Annotated in this window: 22 protein-coding genes, 1 tRNA gene and 2 pseudogenes; 16 read left to right on the top strand and 9 right to left on the bottom strand. The window is 69.9% G+C overall.

What is annotated here, in order from left to right; all coding sequences use genetic code 11:
• Window positions 1-367 (top strand): annotated as a pseudogene (locus tag ACPYN4_RS09055) (hypothetical protein); the annotation flags it as partial.
• Here the strand turns inward: ACPYN4_RS09055 and ACPYN4_RS09050 are convergent.
• The 5 genes from ACPYN4_RS09050 to ACPYN4_RS09030 form a co-directional block, all read right to left on the bottom strand.
• Window positions 328-933: a CPBP family intramembrane glutamic endopeptidase gene (locus tag ACPYN4_RS09050; protein ID WP_239281534.1), complete on the bottom strand. Its 606-nt coding sequence runs from the start codon at window positions 931-933 to the stop codon at window positions 328-330. The pseudogene ACPYN4_RS09055 and the gene ACPYN4_RS09050 overlap by 40 nt on opposite strands.
• Window positions 930-1,547, bottom strand: coding sequence for a TetR/AcrR family transcriptional regulator (locus ACPYN4_RS09045; RefSeq protein WP_239281533.1), 618 nt, complete (start codon window positions 1,545-1,547; stop codon window positions 930-932). Before ACPYN4_RS09045 ends, ACPYN4_RS09050 begins: the two co-directional genes overlap by 4 nt.
• A gap of 184 nt (window positions 1,548-1,731) precedes the next feature.
• Window positions 1,732-2,397, bottom strand: coding sequence for an SDR family oxidoreductase (locus tag ACPYN4_RS09040; protein WP_141381528.1), 666 nt, complete (start codon window positions 2,395-2,397; stop codon window positions 1,732-1,734).
• A 280-nt stretch (window positions 2,398-2,677) separates the two neighbouring features.
• Window positions 2,678-3,451 carry a hypothetical protein gene (locus ACPYN4_RS09035; protein WP_239281531.1) on the bottom strand — a complete coding sequence of 258 codons (774 nt, stop codon included), beginning with the start codon at window positions 3,449-3,451 and terminating at the stop codon, window positions 2,678-2,680.
• Window positions 3,452-3,596: 145 nt separating this feature from the next.
• On the bottom strand, window positions 3,597-4,001 hold the full coding sequence (locus tag ACPYN4_RS09030) for a RidA family protein (protein ID WP_239281529.1): 405 nt from the start codon (window positions 3,999-4,001) through the stop codon (window positions 3,597-3,599).
• Between the two features lie 139 nt (window positions 4,002-4,140).
• Here ACPYN4_RS09030 and ACPYN4_RS09025 point away from each other — a divergent pair, with 139 nt between their 5' ends.
• The 9 genes and pseudogenes from ACPYN4_RS09025 to ACPYN4_RS08985 all read left to right on the top strand — a co-directional run bounded on the left by ACPYN4_RS09025 (window position 4,141) and on the right by ACPYN4_RS08985 (window position 12,579).
• Window positions 4,141-4,707: a recombinase family protein gene (locus ACPYN4_RS09025; RefSeq protein ID WP_239281573.1), complete on the top strand. Its 567-nt coding sequence runs from the start codon at window positions 4,141-4,143 to the stop codon at window positions 4,705-4,707.
• A gap of 347 nt (window positions 4,708-5,054) precedes the next feature.
• Entirely contained in the window at window positions 5,055-6,179 is a 1,125-nt protein-coding gene (locus tag ACPYN4_RS09020) for a Mu transposase C-terminal domain-containing protein (RefSeq protein ID WP_239281527.1), read from the top strand.
• Complete coding sequence (locus ACPYN4_RS09015; RefSeq protein WP_239281525.1) at window positions 6,166-7,074, top strand: AAA family ATPase; 909 nt, start codon at window positions 6,166-6,168, stop codon at window positions 7,072-7,074. The genes ACPYN4_RS09020 and ACPYN4_RS09015 overlap by 14 nt, the downstream gene beginning before the upstream one ends.
• A gap of 71 nt (window positions 7,075-7,145) precedes the next feature.
• A complete protein-coding gene (locus ACPYN4_RS09010) occupies window positions 7,146-7,673 on the top strand; it encodes a GNAT family N-acetyltransferase (protein WP_424446181.1) in 528 nt (175 codons plus the stop codon).
• Window positions 7,674-7,736: 63 nt separating this feature from the next.
• The gene (locus ACPYN4_RS09005; RefSeq protein WP_424446180.1) at window positions 7,737-8,813 is read left to right on the top strand and encodes an FUSC family protein; all 1,077 of its coding nucleotides are present in this window, start codon (window positions 7,737-7,739) and stop codon (window positions 8,811-8,813) included.
• Window positions 8,814-9,023: 210 nt separating this feature from the next.
• The gene (locus tag ACPYN4_RS09000) at window positions 9,024-9,632 is read left to right on the top strand and encodes a PadR family transcriptional regulator (protein WP_424446179.1); all 609 of its coding nucleotides are present in this window, start codon (window positions 9,024-9,026) and stop codon (window positions 9,630-9,632) included.
• Between the two features lie 247 nt (window positions 9,633-9,879).
• Window positions 9,880-10,725, top strand: coding sequence for a sulfurtransferase (locus tag ACPYN4_RS08995; protein ID WP_424446178.1), 846 nt, complete (start codon window positions 9,880-9,882; stop codon window positions 10,723-10,725).
• Between the two features lie 111 nt (window positions 10,726-10,836).
• Window positions 10,837-11,610, top strand: a pseudogene (locus ACPYN4_RS08990) (L-arabinose isomerase family protein); the annotation flags it as partial.
• Window positions 11,611-11,634: 24 nt separating this feature from the next.
• Entirely contained in the window at window positions 11,635-12,579 is a 945-nt protein-coding gene (locus tag ACPYN4_RS08985; protein WP_424446189.1) for an aldose 1-epimerase family protein, read from the top strand.
• 79 nt (window positions 12,580-12,658) lie between these two features.
• On the opposite strand, the gene ACPYN4_RS08980 is transcribed toward ACPYN4_RS08985, so the two are convergent.
• Together ACPYN4_RS08980 and ACPYN4_RS08975 are read right to left on the bottom strand one after the other, a co-directional pair.
• On the bottom strand, window positions 12,659-12,859 hold the full coding sequence (locus ACPYN4_RS08980; RefSeq protein WP_281652110.1) for a hypothetical protein: 201 nt from the start codon (window positions 12,857-12,859) through the stop codon (window positions 12,659-12,661).
• 112 nt (window positions 12,860-12,971) lie between these two features.
• Window positions 12,972-13,838 (bottom strand): SDR family NAD(P)-dependent oxidoreductase, encoded by an 867-nt coding sequence (locus ACPYN4_RS08975; RefSeq protein ID WP_424446177.1) that lies wholly within the window; start codon window positions 13,836-13,838, stop codon window positions 12,972-12,974.
• Window positions 13,839-13,925: 87 nt separating this feature from the next.
• Here ACPYN4_RS08975 and ACPYN4_RS08970 point away from each other — a divergent pair, with 87 nt between their 5' ends.
• Together ACPYN4_RS08970 and ACPYN4_RS08965 are read left to right on the top strand one after the other, a co-directional pair.
• Window positions 13,926-14,594, top strand: coding sequence for an asparagine synthase (locus ACPYN4_RS08970; RefSeq protein ID WP_424446176.1), 669 nt, complete (start codon window positions 13,926-13,928; stop codon window positions 14,592-14,594).
• A gap of 206 nt (window positions 14,595-14,800) precedes the next feature.
• Window positions 14,801-14,873: transfer RNA gene (locus ACPYN4_RS08965), tRNA-Arg, on the top strand.
• Between the two features lie 90 nt (window positions 14,874-14,963).
• Here ACPYN4_RS08965 and ACPYN4_RS08960 read toward each other — a convergent pair.
• The gene (locus tag ACPYN4_RS08960; protein ID WP_424446175.1) at window positions 14,964-16,853 is read right to left on the bottom strand and encodes an amylosucrase; all 1,890 of its coding nucleotides are present in this window, start codon (window positions 16,851-16,853) and stop codon (window positions 14,964-14,966) included.
• A gap of 79 nt (window positions 16,854-16,932) precedes the next feature.
• Here ACPYN4_RS08960 and ACPYN4_RS08955 point away from each other — a divergent pair, with 79 nt between their 5' ends.
• Window positions 16,933-18,450, top strand: coding sequence for an L-serine ammonia-lyase, iron-sulfur-dependent, subunit alpha (locus tag ACPYN4_RS08955; RefSeq protein ID WP_424446174.1), 1,518 nt, complete (start codon window positions 16,933-16,935; stop codon window positions 18,448-18,450).
• A 152-nt stretch (window positions 18,451-18,602) separates the two neighbouring features.
• On the opposite strand, the gene ACPYN4_RS08950 is transcribed toward ACPYN4_RS08955, so the two are convergent.
• A complete protein-coding gene (locus tag ACPYN4_RS08950) occupies window positions 18,603-19,646 on the bottom strand; it encodes a hypothetical protein (RefSeq protein WP_315549914.1) in 1,044 nt (347 codons plus the stop codon).
• 308 nt (window positions 19,647-19,954) lie between these two features.
• Here ACPYN4_RS08950 and ACPYN4_RS08945 point away from each other — a divergent pair, with 308 nt between their 5' ends.
• The 3 genes from ACPYN4_RS08945 (at window position 19,955) to ACPYN4_RS08935 (ending at window position 21,702) form a co-directional block, all read left to right on the top strand.
• Window positions 19,955-20,410, top strand: coding sequence for an Hsp20/alpha crystallin family protein (locus ACPYN4_RS08945; RefSeq protein WP_287272274.1), 456 nt, complete (start codon window positions 19,955-19,957; stop codon window positions 20,408-20,410).
• An 85-nt stretch (window positions 20,411-20,495) separates the two neighbouring features.
• Window positions 20,496-20,633: a hypothetical protein gene (locus ACPYN4_RS08940; protein ID WP_287272276.1), complete on the top strand. Its 138-nt coding sequence runs from the start codon at window positions 20,496-20,498 to the stop codon at window positions 20,631-20,633.
• An 847-nt stretch (window positions 20,634-21,480) separates the two neighbouring features.
• Window positions 21,481-21,702, top strand: a complete 222-nt coding sequence (locus ACPYN4_RS08935) for a GHKL domain-containing protein (protein ID WP_424446173.1) — start codon at window positions 21,481-21,483, stop codon at window positions 21,700-21,702.
• Window positions 21,703-21,752: the final 50 nt, after the last annotated feature.

The following is a 21,752-nucleotide window of genomic DNA, read 5'->3' as shown; positions in this document are numbered from 1 at the left end:
CGCCCACCCGCCGCGCCCTCACGCCGTCGCTGAAACTCCTCGTCTACCGTGGGAGATCATCGAGCAGGGAGACACGATGCAGATGACCGCCGGGATCCGTCCGTTCCGGCCGGGCATCGCCGGGGAGACCGCGGGGGATGCCGCCGCGCTGTCGGACATCTGCGCCCGGACCGCGGCGAACGGACAGGACGCGCGCGGTGTCCTGTCCGACGACCGTGTGAGTTGCGGCGGTAACTGGCCGACTTTCGGCAGTGCTAAATGTTGCGCCCATCGCAGGCAAACCCTTGAAGGGTACGGTCCTTGGCGTCGCGAGCCGTTCCCTGCCGTTCAGCTGGCCGCGGGTCGCGTGGCGCGCAGCGTGGCGTGATGGAGAAGCCCAGGCTCGATGACGAGGTTGATCGCGACGTGGGTGAGGATGGCGGGAATGATCACCCGGTCTGATGCCACATAGACCAGAGAGAGCAGCACCCCGAGCGCGAAAGTGGAGCAGAGGACAGGTGTTGCGATTCGCCAGCTCTTGGCGAACAGCACCCACACGCCATGGACGACAGCGAACAGTGCCGCCGATAGGACTATCTGCAGCAGCAGCGGCACCCCGTTGCCGGCCAGCGTGTCCATCACGACGCGTCTGAAGAACATCTCTTCCAACACTCCGGACAGCAGCGCAAGTGGAATGGCGAGGAGCCGGAACCGAGACCATTCGATCGCGATAGTTCGGACGGTCGGAACGGCCCACAGCGTGTAAGCGGTGTAGGTGATTGCAACGACGACTGCGAGGATCCAGCCCAGGGCTGGCACCTCGGATGGCTGGCCCATCGACTCCAGGAACCGAACCGGGTTGGGAAGAATCCACACTGAGAGGGCGATGACGAAGGAGCCGATGACTGCTCCTGCCAGCAGTGTCGTTCGTCGTCGAGCACTGATTTCATTCATGCAGAATCCCTCTCGCCTGTGCTGCCCAGCGGGGTGACGGCTGGATGCCGCGCGCCCAGATCCTGGAGATACGACCGCACGTGTCCGCGCAGGGCGCTCGGCGTGAAGACACCAGGACGGGACAGCGCGTTCAGAGCGAGACCATCTATGAAAGCTCGTAACCGCACCGCTTCGCCGGAGACGTCGCGGCCGACGACCACTTCGACGGCCCACCGAGCAAGATGGTCCAGCCCTGCCTCGGCGTCGTCGAGCACTTTTCGATGAGTTGCGCCCCGTAGGCTCGCCAAAGCGCTGAACCAGACCTGGGCTTCCACTCGCTGGGCGTCATCAAGCGGCAGAACACTGCACAGGGCGTCTTCGACCTGCTTCGCGAGACTGTCACCTGGTGCCTCGGCGTCGATCCGGTCCTGCTGTTCCTTGATGGCCAACTGCAGAGCGTGGGAGATGAGGTCCTCCCTCGTCGCGAAGAAGTACTGCAGCGTCGACGCAGGCATGCCTGCCCGTGATGCAACAGATCGGATGCTGAGCCCCATAAGACCGTCCTCGTCGAGGACCGCCCAGACGGCTCGCCCGATGGCATCGCGCTTCTCTTCATGATCCACTCGCTTCGGCATCCAGACCCTTCCACCGTACGTTCGTACGGAAAAGACTAGCCGAACTCACCTTCCCCTTCTAGCGGCGGCCGTGTCGCATACGATCGTTTCTGGGCCGCGGCGGGCTGTTCGTCCGTAACTCTGTGCCAGAACTGCGCCCGGTTCTGGGCGTTGGAATTATCGGGACTGAGTTTCGGGACGGCACTCAGAAACGTGCCGAGAATCCACCGTCGGTGTGGAGGAGCTGGCCGCTAATCCACCGGCCTTCGTCGGATAGCAGGAATGCGGTGACTCCGGCGATGTCCTTTGGTGTTCCGGTTCGGCCCAGTGGGTGGTACGCCGTCATTGTCGTGCGTGTCTCGTCGTCCATCCACCCTGTGTCTATCGGGCCGGGGTTGACGACGTTGGCGGATATCAGTCGCGGGCCGAGTTCACGGGCGGCGGAGATGACGATCCGATCGAGTGCGCCCTTGGATGCGCCGTAGGGCAGATTTCCGGTCGTGTGATCGCTTGTGAACGCGACGATCGCGCCGCCGGCCGGACCAACTTGACGAGCAAACGAGGCGATGAGTAAGAGCGACGCCCGAGCGTTGACAGCGACGTGCTCGTCGAAGCTCTCGGCCGTGGTGTCGAGGATGCCGGTTTCGACGTCGTGGGCGTGACTCAACACGAGAGCTGAAAGCGGTCCCCGATCGCGCACGATTTGCTCGATGAGGGCGGTCGGCGCCGTGGCGTCTGACAGATCGCACGGGTAGTCGCCCGTGTCGAGGTCGCTGGTGACGACCTCCCACCCGTCTGCGGAGAGTCTGGGAACGATTCCGGCGGCGATGCTGTTGGCGCGGGCAGCTCCGGTGATAAGCGCGAGGGGCATGTGTTCACGGTAGTGGCGCTCGTTTGTAGGTTCCCGCAATAGCTCGAAACTGATCGTTTCCGGGACGCCGCGGCCGACGTCGGCGCCGACGTCTGTGACTGGCAGCGATACATGGCGGGCTTCTGGTGACGCTGAGTGGCATCCAGCTCGGGGCCGACATCGTTGGGGCGCGGACCTCTGCTCCTCAGAAGATCGATCTCGAGATCCTCAGCCTTGGGCACTCCTGCCATCCGGCGCCTCGCAGTTGCAGCGGTCTTTGATGAGGGCCAAACGCCGAGCCTCAGGGGCGGAACTTCGCCCCCATGTCCCGCACCCGCTCGCAGATCGTGATGACTCGCGGCTGCCACACCGTTCCTGGTAGCTGGCCGGGCGGCTTCGCAGGCGTCACTGTCAGATACCGCCCGATTCCCGCGCGAGGCACGCTGCGGTCCCGCCGCCCTAACGCTGCTATCTGCTTGTCGTGAACCCCCGCGATATCGTTCATCGCCCCTTTCAAGTACGCCATCGAGCCGACCGACCCGTGAGCAATGGCATTGCGGGTGGCGACCATGATCGCAAGGACTTTCCAGTCCAAGAAATCCAGCGACTTTGGCAGCGCAGCCAGGCTCGGCACTAGGTGCTTGGTCGCCTTGTCATTCGAGGTCCGCTGGTCCTTGAAGGTGAGGTTGTAGTCGTTGGGGTCGAGCATTCCCGCGACCCGTGCCATCGTCGGGTGCTTGGGCAGCGCAACCTCGAAGCGGCCCTCGGGGTCCGCCTGGACACCCTCGATCAGTGCCTTGACCTTCTCGTCAGACTTCGCGGCGTCGACCACGCGGGCGGTCACCCAGGCGCGGAACTGGGTCGCGTCGCAGGCGATGGCTCGTATATGCCAGTCGGTCCGGAACGACTCCCAGTTGGTGGCGCAGGCGCTCAACGTGGCCTCAGAGGTGGCGTGCAGCGCGGGTTGGCCGAGCACATCCGCCTGCGCCTGGATCGCCCACCAGTGGTCGATGACGCGCTGCTGCGCCGCGACGTAGGCGTCGACGGGCTTGTGAAGGTCGGGGGTCTTGGTCACCCGCCCGATGCTATCGGTTCACGGCGATGAGCATTCGTGTCGATCGCAGCGCTTTGTGGCGGAGTCCTGGCAGCTCTACGAGTCGCTCGATCCACGTTACGAGGGCGTCCAAAATGCAGTCTCAGAGGCGTCAGGCAATCGATGGTTAGAGCGGCGAGCGGACCGCGATCGGTTCAATCTCGACGAGTTGTCCCGAGTAGCCCAGCACCGAAACTCCTTGGAGGGTCGAGGGGACATCATGGTCCCCAAAGTGGTCCCGCACCTCCGTCCAAGCGGTACCTAAATGCTCAGGGGCCGTTGCGACCACGAGCACGCGGAGGAAGGCAACGTCCTCAAGTTCGACGCGACAGCGGCTCAATACTTCGTCCATGTTCGCAAGAGCCTGACGGGTCTGAGCTGCGATGTTGCCTCGCGCAACCACCTGGCCGCCCCCATCAAGCGGACACAAGCCAGCCATGAAGACAACCTCTTGGTTGGTGCGAACGATGGCCGCATCGGCGTATTCAGCGTGGTTGAGTCGCGGCGAGCGGATCATGCGCAGGTCGGTCATGGCGATGACGATACACGCGTGCTAAGAACGGTCGTCCGTGGAACACGGCGGCCCCCAGGTCGTGGCATGGCGTGTCGGTGTATCACGGGCCGTGTCCGAGACCTATGTACCGCCACCCACGTTCGCGATACATTTAGGCATGGCTTCGATCGGATACGCGCGCGTCTCGACTCGGGATCAGAATCCCGACGCTCAAACCGACGCGCTCGGAGCCGCCGGCTGCGACAAAATCTTCGTCGAGCATGCCTCCGGTGTCCTTGCCCGCCGGCCGGCGCTGACCGATGCGCTGGAGTACCTCCGGGACGGAGACACGCTCGTCGTGACGAAACTCGACCGCCTCGGCCGATCCGTGCGCAACCTCAAGGAGGTCGTCGATGGGCTGCAGCTGCGCGGGGTGGGGTTGAAGGCGCTGTCGCAGGGCATCGACACGACCACGCCGGGTGGAAGGCTGTTCTTCCACATGCTCGCCGCGATCGCGGAGTTCGAACACGACCTCATCGTCGAACGAACCCACGACGGCCTCGCCGCGGCGCGCGCCCGCGGCCGGAAGGGTGGTGGTCGGTTCAAGATGACGCCGACGAAGGCGAAGCAGGCGCGCGCTATGTATGAGCAGAAGAGCTACACGGTGCAACAGATCGCCGAGACGTTCGGTGTTTCCCGCGGCACCATCTACCGCCACCTCACCGAGGACGCCGGGCGCGCGTGAGGCGGTGAGATGCGATGGCGCAGTGGACGGTCGACGCGAAGCTCGCACTCCTGCGCCAACACGACGAGGGCGTCCCCTGGACACGGCTCGCCGCAACGGCCGGTGTGCCAGTGCGGACGCTAAGCCGCTGGGCTAAGCAGTACCGAACACATTCCACCAGCGCCGGTCTCGAGCGACGTGCTCGCGCCGACAAGGGGCGACAACGAACCTCGGCAGAACTTGTCGAGGCGATCCAGGCGCTGGCCTTGCGCCGCCCGGAACCGACCGCCGCGTTCATCCACCGCCGCGTGAGTGGGCTCGCTCAGGATCGAGGGGTGCCCGCGCCGAGCTATTCCACAGTCCGAGCGGTGATCGCCGCGATCGACCCGGGACTGCGGACCCTGGCGCAGCACGGGGACGCCGCCTACCGGGACCGGTTCGAGCTGGTCTACCGCCGCACCGCGACTGGACCGAATGAACAGTGGCAGGCAGACCACACGCTCCTGGACGTCGCGATCCTCGATAAAAAGGGGGAACCGGTTCGGCCGTGGCTGACGATCGTGCTCGATGACTACTCCCGCGCCGTCGCCGGCTACACGCTCTTCCTCGGCGCGCCGACAGCGGAACGCACCGCTCTGGCCCTGCACCAGGCCATCAACCGCAAGACCAACCCGGCGTGGCCCGTGATGGGCCTCCCCGATGTGCTCTACAGCGATCACGGCTCCGACTTCACGTCGGCCCGGCTCGAGCGGGTCTGCCTGGACACGCACATCCGTCTCATCCATTCCCGTGTCGGTGTCCCGCAGGGTCGCGGGAAAATCGAACGGTTCTACGGCACGATCACCACCCAACTTCTCCCGCACCTGCCCGGGCACATCCCATATGGCACCAACGGCACGCCGACATCTCCTCCGGCGCTGACGATGGAGCAGCTCGACGCGATCCTCGAGCGCTTCATCGTCGAGGAGTACAACGCGCGGCCGCACTCCGAGACCCGCGAAGCTCCGGCGACCCGGTGGGCCGCGTCCGGGTTCATCCCGCGCACCCCGGCCAGCTCCGACGAGCTCGACCTGCTGCTACTCACTGCCGCGACGACGCGAAAGGTGCAACGCGACGGGATCCAGTTCGCGTCCACCCGGTATGTGTCGCCCGTCCTCGCCGCGTACGTCGGTGAACAGGTCACCGTGCGCTTCAACCCGCGCGACGTGGGCGAGATCCGCGTCTACTTCAACGATGCGTTCCTCTGTCGAGCGATCGCCCCGGAACTCGCCGCCGACGAAATCTCCCTCGAACAGCTCCAGACCGCCCGGGCGCAGCGCCGTCACGCGCTGAAGCAGCAACTCCGCCAGCGCCGCAGCCTCGCCGACGCACTCCCCGACGACACCCGCTACCTCCCGCCCACCGAGACCGCCGACCCGGAGCCGGCACCGGCGTCGGCGCCACCCGAACCCACGCCACCACGACACGGACTCCGGCTCTATGCGACCGATTAACCCCAAGCACACCCTCATCTCCCAGAAGGGCGATGACGGACGCCGCTTCCTCACCGGCGAGTTCGGTGAGATCAACGACAGCGCCCCACCCCGCCCCGAGCTGCCGCCCTTCCACAGCACCCGAGAACACCGGCGCTTCACGGAGTTCGCGGACACCGTCCGCGCCCACCGCTACATCGGCCTCTGCTGGGGACCACCCGGCGTCGGCAAGACCCTCTCCGCGCGCCACTACGCCGGCGCCGACGACTGGGAACAATGGCAAGCATTCGTCACAGACGACCTCGGCCCCGTACCCCCACGCGTGCTCGAAGCGCGCACCGCGATCTTCACCCCCACTGTCGCCGCGACCGTCCGGCAGATCGACGTCGGCCTGCCGCGAGCGTGCCAAGCGATCTCCTACGCGCTCGACTACGCCGAACACGGACTCGTTGACCCCTACGTCAACGTCGAATCCCGATCCTCCGGCCGCACCGAACTGCTGATCATCGACGAAGCAGACCGCCTCAAAACCACAGGCCTAGAACAAGTGCGCGACTACTTCGACCGCCACCAGATCGGCGTCATCCTCATCGGCATGCCCGGCATCGAGAAACGCCTCGCCCGCTACCCCCAGCTCTACAGCCGCATCGGCTTCGCCCACGAATACCGACCCCTCACCCCCGACGAACTCACCGCCGTCCTCACCAACCGATTACCCGCAGCCGCGGACACCCCGGACGGCGGCATCGCCCACGCCACCGCGATCGCCACGATCGTCCGCATCACCGCCGGCAACTTCCGGCTCGTGGACCGCCTCACTACCCAGATCGAACGCATCCAAAGCCTCAACGACATCCCCACGCTCACCCCCGAGCTGGTCGACGCCGCCAGGGAAGCCCTGCTGATCGGCCACTAAGCACCGCGAATCCTCGGCCAGACAGCGACGCGACTCACACCGACGACCGGCTGTGGGGTGATGTGTTCGCGATGCCGTATGCGGTGCGGCATCCGGATCTGGCGTTCGTCGTCGTCACCGACGCTGACGAGCCGATCGGCTATGTGCTGGGCACCGACGACGCGGTCGCGTTCGACCGCTGGTTCCGTGACGAGTGGTGGCCGTCGCGCCGCCCGGCGGAGGTCGCGGCCGACGGGCCGGAGGCGATGCTCGTCCGCTACGCCGACGTGCGCGGGGATGCGGGTGCGGCGGATGCTGGGGACGAGGGTGCGGCGGATGCCGGGGGTGCGGGTGCGGGTGCGGCGGATGCCGGGGCGCTGGCGTGGGCGCGGACGTACCCGGCGGAGCTGCACATCGATCTGCTGCCCGCCGCGCAGGGCGCGGGCTGGGGGCGACGGCTGATGCAGACGTTCCTCGACGCGCTGCGCGAGGCCGGGGTGCCCGGAGTGCACCTCGGGGTGTCGACGGCGAATCCCGGTGCGATCGCGTTCTACCGGCGGCTGGGCTTCACCCCGCTCGAGGAGGCGCCCGACACCGTCGTGTTCGGGATGCTGCTCTGACGCTTGTCCCGGGCGCCGTTCTCCTGGCGCGGGGGCGCCGCGCCGGGGCGCGACAATGGAGGGGTGACCTCTGACGACCCGACGCTGCGCGCGCGGGTGCGCGCCGAGGCAGCGCACGTCGCGCGGAGCCTGACGACCTTCGGCCCCGCGCGCGGCCGGCGCTGGCCGCTGGCGCTGCAGGCCGGGCTCGCGATGGCCGTGCCCATCGTGGTGCTCGCGGCATCCGGACATGCGTCGATCGCGTTGCTGGCCGCCACCGGCGCCTTCACGGTCATCTACGGCGGATGGCTGCGCCCGCGCGAGCGGGCCCGATTCGCGCCCCTGGTGGCGCTCGCCCTGGCGACGTGCGCGGCGGCGGGGACCCTCGCCGCTGCGGGCGGAACCATCGCGGCGCTCATCGGCGTCCTGGTGGTCACGATCCTCTCCGCGGCGGTCGCCGGGTGGATCTCGCTCGGCCCGCCCGGGCCGGTGTTCTTCGTGCTCGTGTTCGGACTGTCGGCGCAGGTGACGAGCGTGCACGCGGGCGGGCAGCGCGCTGTCGACCCGTGGGTGTACCTCGCGCTCGTCGCGGCGTCGTCGGTGTTCGCGTGTCTTCTCGTCGTCGCGCCGCTCGCGCTGCCGCGCTACCGGCGCGAGCCGGTGCGGCCCCTGCGTGAGCTGTTCCCGCGCCGGTGGGGAGCGGTCGCCCGCACCCTGACCGTGCGCGCCGCGATCGTCGCGGTCGTCGGGGTGGGTGCGGCCGTGGTCGTCGACCCCGACCGCTCGTACTGGATCGTCTGCGCGGGCATCGCCGTCGTCGGCCTGCCGGTCGGGCGGCGGGATGCCGCGGTGCGTGGCATCCATCGCACCGTCGGCACCGTCGTGGGCGCGGCCGCATACCTCGCCCTCGCGTTCCTGCCGCTGCCGGTGTGGGCGCTGGGGCTCGTCCTCGGCGGACTGCAGTTCGTGATCGAGTTGGTCGTCGTGCGCCATTACGCGCTCGCACTCGTGTTCATCACGCCGCTCGTGCTGCTGATCATCGGTGCCGCAACGGGCGACAGCGCGTCGCTCCCGCTCGCGCTCGAGCGCGTCGTCGACACCCTCGTCGGGGCCGCTGTGGGCACCGTCGCCGCGCTCGCCGTGCGCCTGCGCGCAGACTGACCCGCGGCATCCTCTCGCCGCTCCACCTCGCCGACCGGGCCCGTTGTCGCCGAACGGGCCGGTTGCTGCCCGCCGGTAACCGGCGCGCTCGACGGCAACAGGTGTGCTCGACGACGCGCCGCCGCGTCAAGACCGGGGAACCATACCGAGTATGCATATACTCGGTAACGCAATACCCGGTATGCACCCCGGGGCACGAGGGAGACGTGGATGTCGGTACGACAGAGCCTTCTGGCCATCCTCGATCAGGGGCCCTGCTACGGCTACCAGCTGCGGGCGGAGTTCGACCGTCGCACCGGCTCGACCTGGCCGCTCAACGTCGGGCAGATCTACAACACGCTCGACCGCCTCGAGCGCGACGGCCTCGTCGCCAAGGGCGAGGTCGACGAGCAGGGGCACGTGTACTGGGAGATCACGGATGCCGGTTCGTCCGAGGTCCAGCAGTGGTGGGCCGCGCCGGTCGAGCGGTCGGGCGGAACCCGCGACGAGCTCGCGATCAAGCTCGCGGTCGCTGCGACCCTGCCCGGTGTCGATGTCGCCGCCGTCATCCAGACCCAGCGCGCGGCATCGCTGCGCCAGCTGCAGGAGCTCAACCGTGCGAAGTACGCCGGCGCCGGCGTCGACTCTCCCGAAGAGCTCGCGTGGTCGCTCGTCGTGGACTCGATGATCTTCGCCGCGGAGGCCGAGGTGCGCTGGCTCGACCACACCGAGCAGCGCCTCGCGCTGCACCCGCAGCACGCGTTGGCGCTCGAGCTGTCGACCGAGAAGCCCAAGCGCGGGCGCCCCGCCCGGGCCGAGATCGTGGGGTCGGCGACGTGAGCGCCGTCCTGCAGCTGATCGGCGACCGGCGTCGCGGCGGGGATCCTGCCGGTTTGGGGCGTCGTCATGGCCGCGCAGGGAGCGGCGGCGCGCGACCCCATGCGTGTCCAACTCCTTCGATCCGTCGCGACCACTGCGCGCGAGCCCCGGAAACGCGGGATCCGATGCGGGAGCTCGCGCAACATCGAAGGAGTTGCCCACCGCTGCCGCCACGCAACGGCGCGTTGCGCGCGAGTAGCGTAAGGCCATGACCGCTCCCACTCCGCTGATCGCCGTCGCCGAGCTCGCCCAACTGCGCCTGTCGGACCGCCCGCCGGTCGTGCTCGACGTGCGGTGGCGCCTCGACGAGCCCGACGGCCTGCCGGCGTTCCGCGAGAGTCACCTGCCCGATGCGGTCTACGTGAGCCTCGACGACGAGCTCGCGCGCCACGGCGATCCGGGCGAGGGGCGGCATCCGCTGCCTGACCCGGGCGCGTTCCAGGCGTCGGCCCGCCGGTGGGGCATCGACGACGGCGACACGGTCGTGGTCTACGACGACTGGCAGGGGTTCGGATCGGCCCGTGCGTGGTGGATGCTGACGGATGCCGGCGTCGACGCCCGCGTGCTCGACGGCGGCCTCGCCGCCTGGCGCAGCGCCGGACTGCCGCTGTCGACCGGCGACCCGCACACCCCCGAGTCGGGCGATGTGACGCTGCATCCGGGACACCTGCGGCAGTTGGGCATCGACGAGGCCGCCGCGCTCGCGCAGTCGGGCGTGCTGCTCGACGTGCGCGCGCCCGAGCGCTACCGCGGCGACGCCGAGCCCATCGACCCGCGCGCGGGGCACATCCCCGGGGCGCGGAACGCGCCGACGGCGCTCAACACCGACAGCGACGGCCGGTTTCTGCACGACTATGCGCTGCGCGAGCGGTTCGAAGCCGCCGGCGTCGACAGCGACACGGAGGTCGGGGTCTACTGCGGGTCGGGTGTCTCGGCCGCGCACGCCGCGCTCGCCCTCACGCTCGCCGGGTACGAGCCCGCCCTGTACGTCGGCTCGTGGAGCCAGTGGTCGAACCACCCCGACCGCCCCGTCGCCACCGGCGCCCAGCCCTGATCCGCGCCGGCGGCTCCGGCATCCGCACCCTCGACGAACCGGCATCCGCCCCTCTCACTGGCCTCCGCGGCGCGCGCGTGTTATCGTAAACACGATTCGCCCCGAACGAGGAAGTTCCGCCCCGGCGCCGAGCGCCACCAGTCGCTGCGCGACGGTGCGGCGATCGAGCTCGGGCTGCGGTCGTTCCTGGAGGCGGGCGGCTTCGGCGCCTTCACGACGAGCTTCGAAGACCTCGGCGCCCTCACGCAGCTGCCCGGGCTCGCCGTGCAGCGCCTCATGGCCGAGGGCTACGGGTTCGGCGCCGAGGGCGACTGGAAGACCGCGATCCTCGTGCGCGTCGCGAACGTGATGGGCTCGGGCCTCCCCGGCGGGGCGAGCCTCATGGAGGACTACACGTACGACCTCGCCCCGGGCGACGAGAAGATCCTCGGCGCGCACATGCTCGAGGTCTCGCCGTCGCTGACGACCGCGAAGCCCCGGCTCGAGATCCACGCGCTCGGCATCGGCGGCAAGGACGACCCGGTCCGCCTCGTGTTCACCGCCGACCCGGGCCCCGCGCTGGTGGTCGCGATGAGCGACATGCGCGACCGGTTCCGTCTCGTGGCCAACGTCGTCGAGAACGTCGACGCGCCCGACCTGCCGAAGCTCCCCGTGGGCCGCGCGGTGTGGAAGCCGCAGCCCGACTTCGCGACCTCCGCCTCGTGCTGGCTCGCGGCCGGCGCCGCGCACCACACCGTCATGACGACGGCCGTGGGCATCGAGGTGTTCCGTGACTTCGCCGAGATGGCGCAGACCGAGCTCGTCGTCATCGACGAGGACACCACGGTCCGCGGCTTCCAGCGGGAGCTGCGGTGGAATCAGGCCTACTACCGCCTGGTCTCAGGGGCTGTGACGCCGGCACCAGGCAGGATGGAGCGCATGACCCCCGTCTCCGGCACCCCCGTCGCCATCCGCTCCGGCGCGTACGAAGCGCACATCGCCTCCATCGGTGCGACGCTGCGCACACTCACCCACGACGGACGCGACCTCATCGTGCCGTTCGACGCCGACGAGGTGCGCCCCGGGTTCCGCGGCGCGACGCTCGCGCCCTGGCCGAACCGCGTCGTCGACGGTCGGTACACGTTCGCGGGGGAGGAGTACCGCCTCTCCCTCACCGAGCCGCAGCGCGGGCACGCCCTGCACGGACTGGTCGCGTGGCTCGATTTCGCGGTCGCAGAGGCGGGGCCGGATGCCGCGACGCTCACCGCCGAGGTGGTGCCGCAGGCGGGCTATCCCTGGCGGATCCGCGTGGAGGTGACCTACCGGCTCGACGCCGACGGGCTCACCCAGACCGTCGTCGCGACGAACCTGAGCGAGGATGCCGCGCCGTACGGCACAGGCCCTCACCCCTATCTCGTCGCGGGCGCCGCGCCCCTGGACGACTGGACGTTCGAGCTGCCGGCATCCGAGGTCCTCGAGGTGACCGCCGACCGGCTCGCGCCGACCGATCTCGTGCAGGTCGACGGCTCCTCGCGCTTCGACTGGCGGACGCCTCGCACGCTCGGCGCGGTCGAGATCGACCACGCCTTCACCGGACTCGCCCGCACGGGCGGCGTCGCGGCGGCACGGGTGACCGATCCGTCGGGCACCGGCGTCGAGATGACGTGGGGTGAGGAGCTCCCCTGGGTGCAGATCCACACCGCCGACCAGCCCGACGGCGCCGCGAACCCCGCGCACCGGATCGGCCTGGCCGTCGAGCCGATGACGTGCGCGCCGGACGCGTTCAACGACGACCGCTACGACTTCGACGCGGGCCTCATCGTGCTCGAACCCGGCGCGGCGGCGACGGGATCCTGGCGCATCGCAGCGCTCTGACCGCCTCGGCTGCCCCGCGCACGACGGAGCGCCCCGGAGTGTTCTCCGGGGCGCTCCAGCTCGGGGGAAGCGAGGGGGGTCAGTGGTCGCCGCGGATCTCTTCCTTGACCTCGTTGCGGCGCTCGACGGAGTCGCGCTCGGCTTCGGCCTTCTTGACCTCCGCGTCGGCCTTGACCTCGTCGACCTTGTCGTGAACGCGGTCGACGGTGTCCTCGAACCCGTCCTTGATCTTGCGGGCTGCCGTCTCCGCGACATCCTTCGCGTCATCGATGAAACCCATGGGTTCGACTCCTTTCATCCAGGTACGCTCGCCACGCTACGGATGCCGACCCTCGCGGGGGAGGGGGTTGTCACCGTCGCCCGCCGGTGCTAGCCGGACGGCGGGGTGTGCCTCAGGAGGCCGGCGTCGTCGTGTCGATCGCGTCGCGGAGCGGCCTGCGCATCGCGGCCCAGTAGTGCACCGGCGTGAGCCGCGTGAGCACGTCGACCACGCGCGCCTCGCGACCGATCATCGTGCGGGCGCGGCGGCGGATCGTGGCGTCGACGATCTTCGCCGCGGCATCCGCCGGCTCGGTGTGGTACATCGCCGCCTGCGCCGCGGCGGCGCGGTCGGCGACGGCCGGGTCGATCGCCGCGGCGTAGCGGCCGCGCAGGATGATGCCCGTCTTGACCCCCGCGGGGTACACGGCGCCGACCGACACGCTCGAGCCCTCCAGCTCGTGGCGCAGCGCCTCGGTGAAGCCGCGCACGGCGTACTTGCTCATCGCGTACGGGATGCGCCCGGCGGGAGCGGCGAGGCCGTAGATGGAGACGAGGTGGGTGATGTGCGCGGCGGGGGAGCGGCGCAGCGCCGGGAGCAGCGCCTGCGTGATGTTCACGGTGCCCCAGAGGTTCACGTCCATGAGCCAGCGCATCTCGGCCATCGTCAGCTGATCGATGCTGCCGAGCATCGACGACCCGGCGCACGTGATGAGCCCGGCCAGGCGCGGGTGGGCGGATGCCGCCTCGTCCGCGACCCGGCGGACCGCCGCGTCGTCGGTGAGATCGACGGTATGCACGGTGATCGGCGGTGCGTACGCGCGCGCGACGGCAGGCAGCGTGCCGATGGTGTCGCGCGTGTGCTCGAGGCCGGCGCGGTCGCGGTCGACGAGCGCGACGCCGACGCCGCGGGCGGCGAGCTGGCGCGCGACCTCCGCGCCCATGCCGTGAGCGGCACCCGTCACGACCACCGTGGATCCGGTGAGATCGAGTTTCGGCATCCTCGCCCCTTCTCGCGGTCGGTTTCTCCGCTCCCGCCGTCGATTCTCGCCCATGCAGTTCCCTAGGATCGAACGCGAGGGGGTGTCGTGGCTGCGAAGAAGAAACGCGTGCGGACCCGTGATGTCGTCGCGGAAGGTTTGTACATCGCATCGGCGGCGACGCGGTTGAGCCTGAAGAACACGATTCTCGTGCACATCCTCGCCGAAGGGGAGGACTTCGACCCCGACCGTTACCTCGATGAGGCCCGCGCCGCGCTGCTCACGCTCGCCGAAGAAGCCGAGGCGGATGCCGCGCGCACCGAGGCCGAGCGCAAGGCGGCCCGCCGCCGGCACAGCGACTCCGACGGCACGCACGACTACCGCAGTCGCGACACGCGCAACCTGCGCCGCCGCCAGAAGCAGTCGCTGCACGTCGCGCACGAGCTGCGGACCCGGGCGGACGACGAAGAGGAGCTGCGCAAACTCGTCGTCGATGCGCGGGATGCCGCGTGGAGCGAGGTCGCGAAGAACATCGACCGCACGCTGCGCATCGAGGCTGCCCGGCCCGACCTCGAACCGGACTACGAGCGCATGCGCACCGCGCGCATGCAGGCACTGCGCCTCGTGGACCTGCCGAAGCTGCGCGCGCACCGCCGCAGCGTCGCCGCCCAGCAGGGGCTGCGGGATGCCGGCGAGGAACCCGCTGAGCCCGCGGTGGCTCCCGGGTCGTCCGGTTCCGCCGGTTCCGGCCGTTTCGATCCCGCCGAGCTGGAGTAGGCCTCCCGCCGTTCACCCGCCGTGCGTCGCGTCCGCGTCGGATTCGGAGGAGATGACGGATGCCGAGGACGCGCACCCCGGCATCCGTCCTCGGAATCGTGCAATCTCCTCGGAATCCGCCGCCCTCGTCGCCGCCTGCCCGCCGATTCGTCAGATCCCGGGCCGTCAGGTAGGCTGTTCCTCGGTCTTCGCGCGAGTGAAGACATGCGCCCGTAGCTCAATGGATAGAGCATCTGACTACGGATCAGAAGGTTAGGGGTTCGAGTCCCTTCGGGCGCACACTGTGTTGAGACAGTGAAAAGGCCCCGGTTTGCCGGGGCCTTTGCTGTTCGCCGGCGGCCCGAGCGGGCCCGGCCCCCGCACCCGCCGTCAGACCGGTGTGACCCGCAGCCACACGAACCCGTGCGGCGGGAGGGCGAGGCCGTCGTCGAGGTCCACGTCGCTCGTGTGGACGAGGTCGAACGCCGCGCGCTCGAAGCCCGACAGGGTCAGCGGGTCGATCGACACCTCGGTGTCGCCGACGTTCGCGAGAACGAGGACCCGCGAGGCGGCGCCGGGTCGCTGATACCCGACGACCGACGGATGCGGGGTGTGGAACGGGATGAGCTCGTTGCCGGCGAACTCGGGCGTGGACTGCCTGACCGAGATGAGCTTCGTCATCCGCCGGTACACCCGCCCGGCCGGGGTCGACGGGTCGTCGCGCTGCGCGTACCGGTCGCGAGGCCGGTTGCCGCGATGCACCCAGCGCGAATCGCCGCGGCGCACCGGATCGTCGGCGTAGGAGTAGTCGTTCAGCTGCGCGACCTCGTCGCCCAGGTACAGCAGCGGCACTCCTCCGGTCGACAGCGCCAGCGCGTGCGTGAGCACGATGCGGTCCTCGCCGCCGGCATCCTGCGCTTCGATCCCCGCGAGGGACGCCGTCGTCCCCGCGACGCGCGCGTCACCGGTCGCGGGGTTCTCCTGGAACGCGACTCCGCGCGCGAAGGAGCCCTCGTGCCGTCCGGTGTAGAAGCGGTTCAGGAACTGCCGGTGGCGGTAGCCGTCGATGCCGAGCTCGGCGGCATCCTCGTCGGCGAACGTCCACCCGATGTCGTCGTGGCTGCGGACGTAGTTCACCCACGCCGTGCCCGCCGGCAACGCATGCCGGCGATCGAGCGCCTGCTGCAGCATCCGCCCGTCGCGCGTCGCGAGCGCCTCCCACGTCAGCGCCATCTGCAGCGGGTTGTACGACAGCTCGCACTCGTCGGGCGAGATGTAGCTCACGACCTCGTCGGGGTGGACGATCGCCTCCGACTTGAAGATCATCCCCGGCGCGGCCATCGCGAGCACCGCGTTGAATGCCTGCAGCAGCAGGTGCGCCTCCGGCAGCGACTCGCACGCGGTGCCCAGGCGCTTCCAGATGAAGGCGACGGCATCCATCCGCAGCACCTCGACGCCCTGGTTCGCCAGGAACAGCATCTCGCCGGCCATGGCGCGGAACACCGCGGGGTTCGCGTAGTTGAGGTCCCATTGGTAGTGGTAGAACGTCGACCAGATCCAGCGCCCGTCCGCGAGCTGCACGAACGAGCCGGGGTGGTCATCGGGGAAGATCTCGCGCGTCGTCCGCTCGTAGGCGTCGGGCATCTGCCGATCGGGGAAGATCAGGTAGAAGTCCTCGTACTCCGCATCTCCCGCGACCGCCTTCTGCGCCCACTCGTGCTCGCTGCTGGTGTGGTTGAAGATGAAGTCGAGCACCAGCGAGATGCCCGCGAGTCGCAGCTCAGCGGCGAGCTCCGCGAGCTGCGCCATGGTCCCGAGGCTCGGATTGACCCGCCGGTAGCTCGACACCGCGTAACCGCCGTCGTTGTCCCCGTCTGGGGCGTCGAACAGCGGCATGAGGTGCAGATAGGTGAGCCCCAGCTCGCGGAAGTACGGGATCTGATCGCGGATGCCGGCGAGGTTTCCGGCGTACCGGTCGACGTAGCAGACACCGCCCAGCATCCGCTCGGACTGGAACCATTCCGGGTCGGCGGCGCGCTGACCGTCGCGGACCTTGAGGTCGAGAGGCCGCGCGTTCCACGAGGCGGACGCCGCGGCCACCGTGGCGGCGAGCTGCTCGTTGCCGTCGGGACGGTCGCCGTACAACTGCGTGAACAGCGCGTGCAGGCGGGCGAACTGCACGTCGAAGCGGGCGAGAAACGCCTCGTCGACCCGACCGGCCGCCTCGGCGGCCTCCAGCGCGGCGGTGCGATCGGCATTCGGCGTCGACAGCGCGGTCATCGTGCTCCTTCCGATCCACTCAGCCTACGCGGGGCGCCGACCCGGCGCTGTGGCGGCGACCGCGGCGTAGGCTCGAAGGATGAGCGCCTACGTCTCGGCGTTCGAGCTGTTCTCCATCGGCGTAGGACCCTCGAGCTCCCACACGGTCGGCCCGCTGCGGGCGGCCCGCGACTTCGCGCGCCGCGCGGCCGATGCTGCGGGCGGCGCTGCCACGGCTGGCGGCGCTGCCGGCGCGATCGCGCGGCTGGAGTGCACGCTGTACGGGTCGCTCGGCGCGACCGGCATCGGGCACGGCACGCCGGATGCCGTCGTCGCCGGCCTGCAGGGCCACGAACCCGAGACGGTGGATCCCGCCGACGTGCGCGCCGCGTGGACGACCTGGAACGATGGCGACGCCCTGCTGCTCGACGGCCGCATCCCGGTGCCGTTCGCCCGGGACGACATCACCTTCGCCCCGCGCACGCGCCTGCCGGGGCACCCCAACGCGATGACGCTGCGCGCGCTCGATGCGGCGGGCGGGGTGCTCGTCGAGGAGACGTACTACTCGATCGGCGGCGGCTTCATCCGGCGGGAGGGCGAGGACGCGGCGGTGGCCGCGGCATCCGCCCCGTTCCCCTTCGCCACGGCGGCGCAGCTGCTCGACGTGTGCGACGAGCACGGCCTCACGATCGCGGAGGTCGCGCGGTGCAACGAGGAGGCGCTGCGCCCAGAGGTCGAGGTCGCCGTCGGGCTCGACGCGATCTGGGACGCGATGGCCGCCTGCGTCGACGCGGGCCTTCACGCCGACGGCGTGCTCCCCGGGATGCTGAAGGTGAAGCGGCGGGCCGGCGCGATCCGCGCGCAGCTCGACGCGGCCTCGGCCGGCGGCGGACGTGAGCTGCCGGGGGAGTGGCTGGGGGCGTTCGCGCTCGCCGTCAACGAGGAGAACGCCGCGGGTGGTCGCGTCGTGACCGCGCCGACCAACGGCGCCGCCGGCATCCTGCCCGCCGTCGCGATGTACTGGTGGCGCTTCCTCGCCGACTCCGGCCTCGGCGCCGAGAACGCCGTCACGCCGTACGGCGAGCTGGTGGGCTCGGCGCTGCTCGGCATGCACGCGCGGAGCGCGGACGACGGCCAGGACGCCCTGGCCGCGGCATCCGTCGCAGAGGCGAATCGTCGCCGCGGCATCCGCCGGTTCCTGCTGACGGCGACGGCGCTCGGGTCGCTGTTCAAGGCGAACGCATCGATCTCGGGGGCCGAAGGCGGCTGCCAGGCCGAGGTCGGGTCGGCCTGCGCGATGGCGGCGGGCGGACTCACGGCCGTCATGGGCGGCACCAACCGGCAGATCGAGAACGCCGCCGAGATCGCGATGGAGCACCACCTGGGCCTCACGTGCGACCCCGTCGGCGGGCTGGTGCAGATCCCCTGCATCGAGCGCAACGCGATCGCGGCCTCGACCGCGGTCACCGCCGCGCGGCTCGCACTGCGGGGCGACGGCAGCCACTACGTGCCGCTCGACGCGGTGGTCGAGACGATGCGTCAGACCGGGATCGACATGTCCACGAAGTACAAGGAGACCAGCGAGGGCGGTCTCGCGGTCAACGTCGTGGAGTGCTGACTCGGCGCGGCCCGCGGGATGCGGCGTGCGCCTGTTCAGGTGGCGCGTGCCGCGGGAATGCGCCCGTGATTTCCGCGGCGAGCGCCACCTGAACCGCGTCAGGAGCGGCATCCGCTGAAACCTTGTCAGGGGTGCCATCCGCTGAAACCGCGTCAGGGGCGCCACCCGCGTCGGATCAGCGCCTGACGCACGAGGGCGATATCGCGCCCCCGGCTCGGCCGGATGTGCCTGGCGGTGAGCCGGACGAGCTCCCAGTCCACCGTCGCGTAGGCGGCCTGTTTGTCGATGTCGCGGTCCCACTGTCGGCGCGTGACGCGGTGGTGATCGCCCTCGATCTCGACGGCCACGCGATACTCCGGAAAGGCTCCGTCGGTGATACCGAGAAGGATGCCGCGGTGGTTGCGCACTTCGTGGTCGAGCACCGGGTCGGGCAGGTCGGAGTCCCGCAGGTTCTCGCGCCAGTCGGTTTCGAGCAGCGACATGCTGTGCTCCGTGATGCGCGGCAGCGCCGTCCGCAGTCTCTCGGCGCCCTGGCGCCGCCCGGCCTCGATCGCCGCGCGGAGTTGCGCGGGCGTCGCCAGCTGCAGCTCCGGGCGCCGTCGGCCGCGGTCGTCGCGAGGGATGCGCGCGATCGCGTCGCCGAGTTTCACGAGGTCGCGCACGTCGAGGTCACGGCCGAGCAATGCCCAGGTTGTTGCGGGCGTGGCCACGCGCAGACCGGACGCGATCGTGGTGAACGCAAGTCCCGGCTGGACCTTCACCGATCGGATGCCGGGGCGCCGCAGCGCCCGGTGCGGCGCGAACACCGCGACCTGAAGGTCATCGGCAGCGGCGGCGAGGGCATCGAGGAAGGGGAGGTCGAGGGCGGCGAGCGCCGTCGTTCCGATGTAGAACGCGTGGTCGGGGAGGATCAAGCTGTGCGCGCGGGCGCGAGCGAGGATCTCTGCGCGGGCGATGTCGTCAGGGGGCATCGTGGAAGAGCCCGGTCCCTCGCCCCGCGACGCCTCGCCCCGCGTAGCCCCGACCCGCGGAGCTTCGCCCTGCGGGGCATCGAGTCGTCGGGCGCGCACGCCGCGGAACGGGCGCTCGAGATCCGCGGCGCGCAGTCGGCCCTCTGTCGCTCCGGCGGGCCGCCGCTGGCCGGCGAGGAACACGTCGCCGAGGCCGGCGGGGAGGGGTGCGGGTGGGCGCGGCATCCTGCCACCTTGGCGCGTTGCGGCCGCGCGTGGGCGCTGGATCGGTCGTTCTGTGGATGACTCCGCGAATCGGGTGATTGGGGAGAGACCGGTGCGTGGTTCAGGTGACGCGTGCCGCGGAAACACCCCCGCGATTTCCGCGATAAGCGCCACCTGAAATCGCCCCGCCCCGAACCCGAAATTACCCCCGCCACACCCCCGTTCGCCGCCCGCGAACGGTTGGCACTCTCGCCCCGAGAGTGCTAATCTGAAGCTACTTGAGTCGACAAGGCTCAACTTCAGACCAGACAGAGATAAAGGAGAGAAAAATGGCCACGTATGACCCGTTCCGTGACCTCGACCGCCTCGCGTCGAGCCTCTTCGACACGCGCCGCGGCCCGCGCCGCATGCCGATGGACCTCTACCGCGACGGCGACCACTACGTGCTCAGCGCCGACCTGCCGGGCATCGACCCGGGCTCGGTCGACATCGACGTGGACGGCCAGCTGCTGACGATCCGCGCCGAGCGCACCCTCAGCGAGGGCGAGGGCGTCAAGTGGATCACGCGCGAGCGTGAGACCGCGAGCTTCCTCCGCCAGCTGAACCTCGGGCAGGGCATCGACACCGACGGCATCGCCGCGACCTACAGCAACGGCGTGCTGACGGTCACGATCCCGGTGAGCGAGAAGGCCAAGCCCCGCAAGGTGCAGGTGGTGGCGGATGCCGGTGCCCCGACCATCCAGGCCCACGAGAGCGCCCAGGAGCCGCGGCCCGTCGAGCAGTGAGCCGCCGGCGCAGCCGAGAGCTACCCCGGCGAAAGCCACCGGAGAACCGCCCCGAGTCCACCCGGACTCGGGGCGGTTCTCGTGTGTGCGGGACCCGTCCACCATCGAGGGCAGCGACTGCCGCATTCGCGGCGGTGGGCGTCTGCCGATCAGCCGGCCCCGCAAGCGCGAGTTCCTCGCGGCGCTGGCGGAGCACATCGGCTCGCGCGGCATCACGGCGTGAACGACGTCGAAGGCCCCGTCCTCGCCGAGATTCCCCGCTACCTCACCGCAATCGCCGAGTGGGGCGCGTGCGTCGTGTACATCGCGATCTCGCGCCGGCGGTTCGGCGCCGCGCCGACCGCGCTCATCGCCGCGCTGGGGCTCGCGGCGCTGCTGGCCGTGCAGCTGTGGGCCGGCACGCTGTCCATCGGGTGGTGGATCCCCGGCATGCTCGTCGCGGCGGCGACGATGTTCGCGCTGATCCACGCCGGCATCGACGCGACGGCACGCGGGTCCGGCTTCATCGCGGCGCGCGCGTTCGTGCTCGCCGAGCTCGCCGCGTCGGGGCTGTGGCAGATCGACCGGTTCTACTCGCAGCAGCTCGACCCATACCTCCAGCCGATGGGTGCACTCGTGGTCTACGGGCTCATCTTCGGCGTCGTGGCGCTGGGCGAGCACCGGCAGTTCTCCCGGCAGGAGCGGTTCGACGTCGGCGGCGCGCAACTGGTGGGCTCCGTCGCGATCGCGGTCGCCACCTTCGGCATCTCCAACCTCAGCTTCGTGAGCATCGACACGCCCTTCAGCGGCCGGTTCGGCGCGGAGATCCTCTACATCCGCACGCTCGTCGACCTCTCCGGGTTCATCGCGCTGCACGTCCAGTTGCGCGTGCACAACGAGGCCGTCGCGCGGCGGGATGCCGAGGCGATGTCGCAGCTGCTGCGCAGTCAGCACGACCAGTACGAGATCACGCGACGCTCGATCGACGAGGTCAACCGCAAGCATCACGACATGAAGCACCACCTCGACGCGATCCGCTGCGAGCAGGACCCTTCCACGCGCGCCCGGTCTTCGCCCACGACGACTTCACGATGGTGCGCGTGGAGAACACCTTCGATGGCGTCGTGCTGCGCGATGGCGACCGCATCGTCACGCGGCAGCGCGAGCGCGGTCACGGGTACGGGCTGCGCAACATCGAGACGGCGGCGCTGGCGTACAACGGCACCGTGTCGGTGAGCGCCGACGACCGGTGGTTCTCGCTGCGGGTGCTGTTCCCGCAGCAGGAAACGGAGACCGCCTCGGCATCCGCCTAGCTGACGGATAGAATCGGCGCACCAGCACTCCCCGTCACGGACCGTCAGCA

This window comes from Microbacterium sp. CH-015 (assembly GCF_049707015.1).
Classification (GTDB): domain Bacteria; phylum Actinomycetota; class Actinomycetes; order Actinomycetales; family Microbacteriaceae; genus Microbacterium; species Microbacterium aurum.
This window is presented reverse-complemented; position numbering and strand designations above follow the sequence as displayed.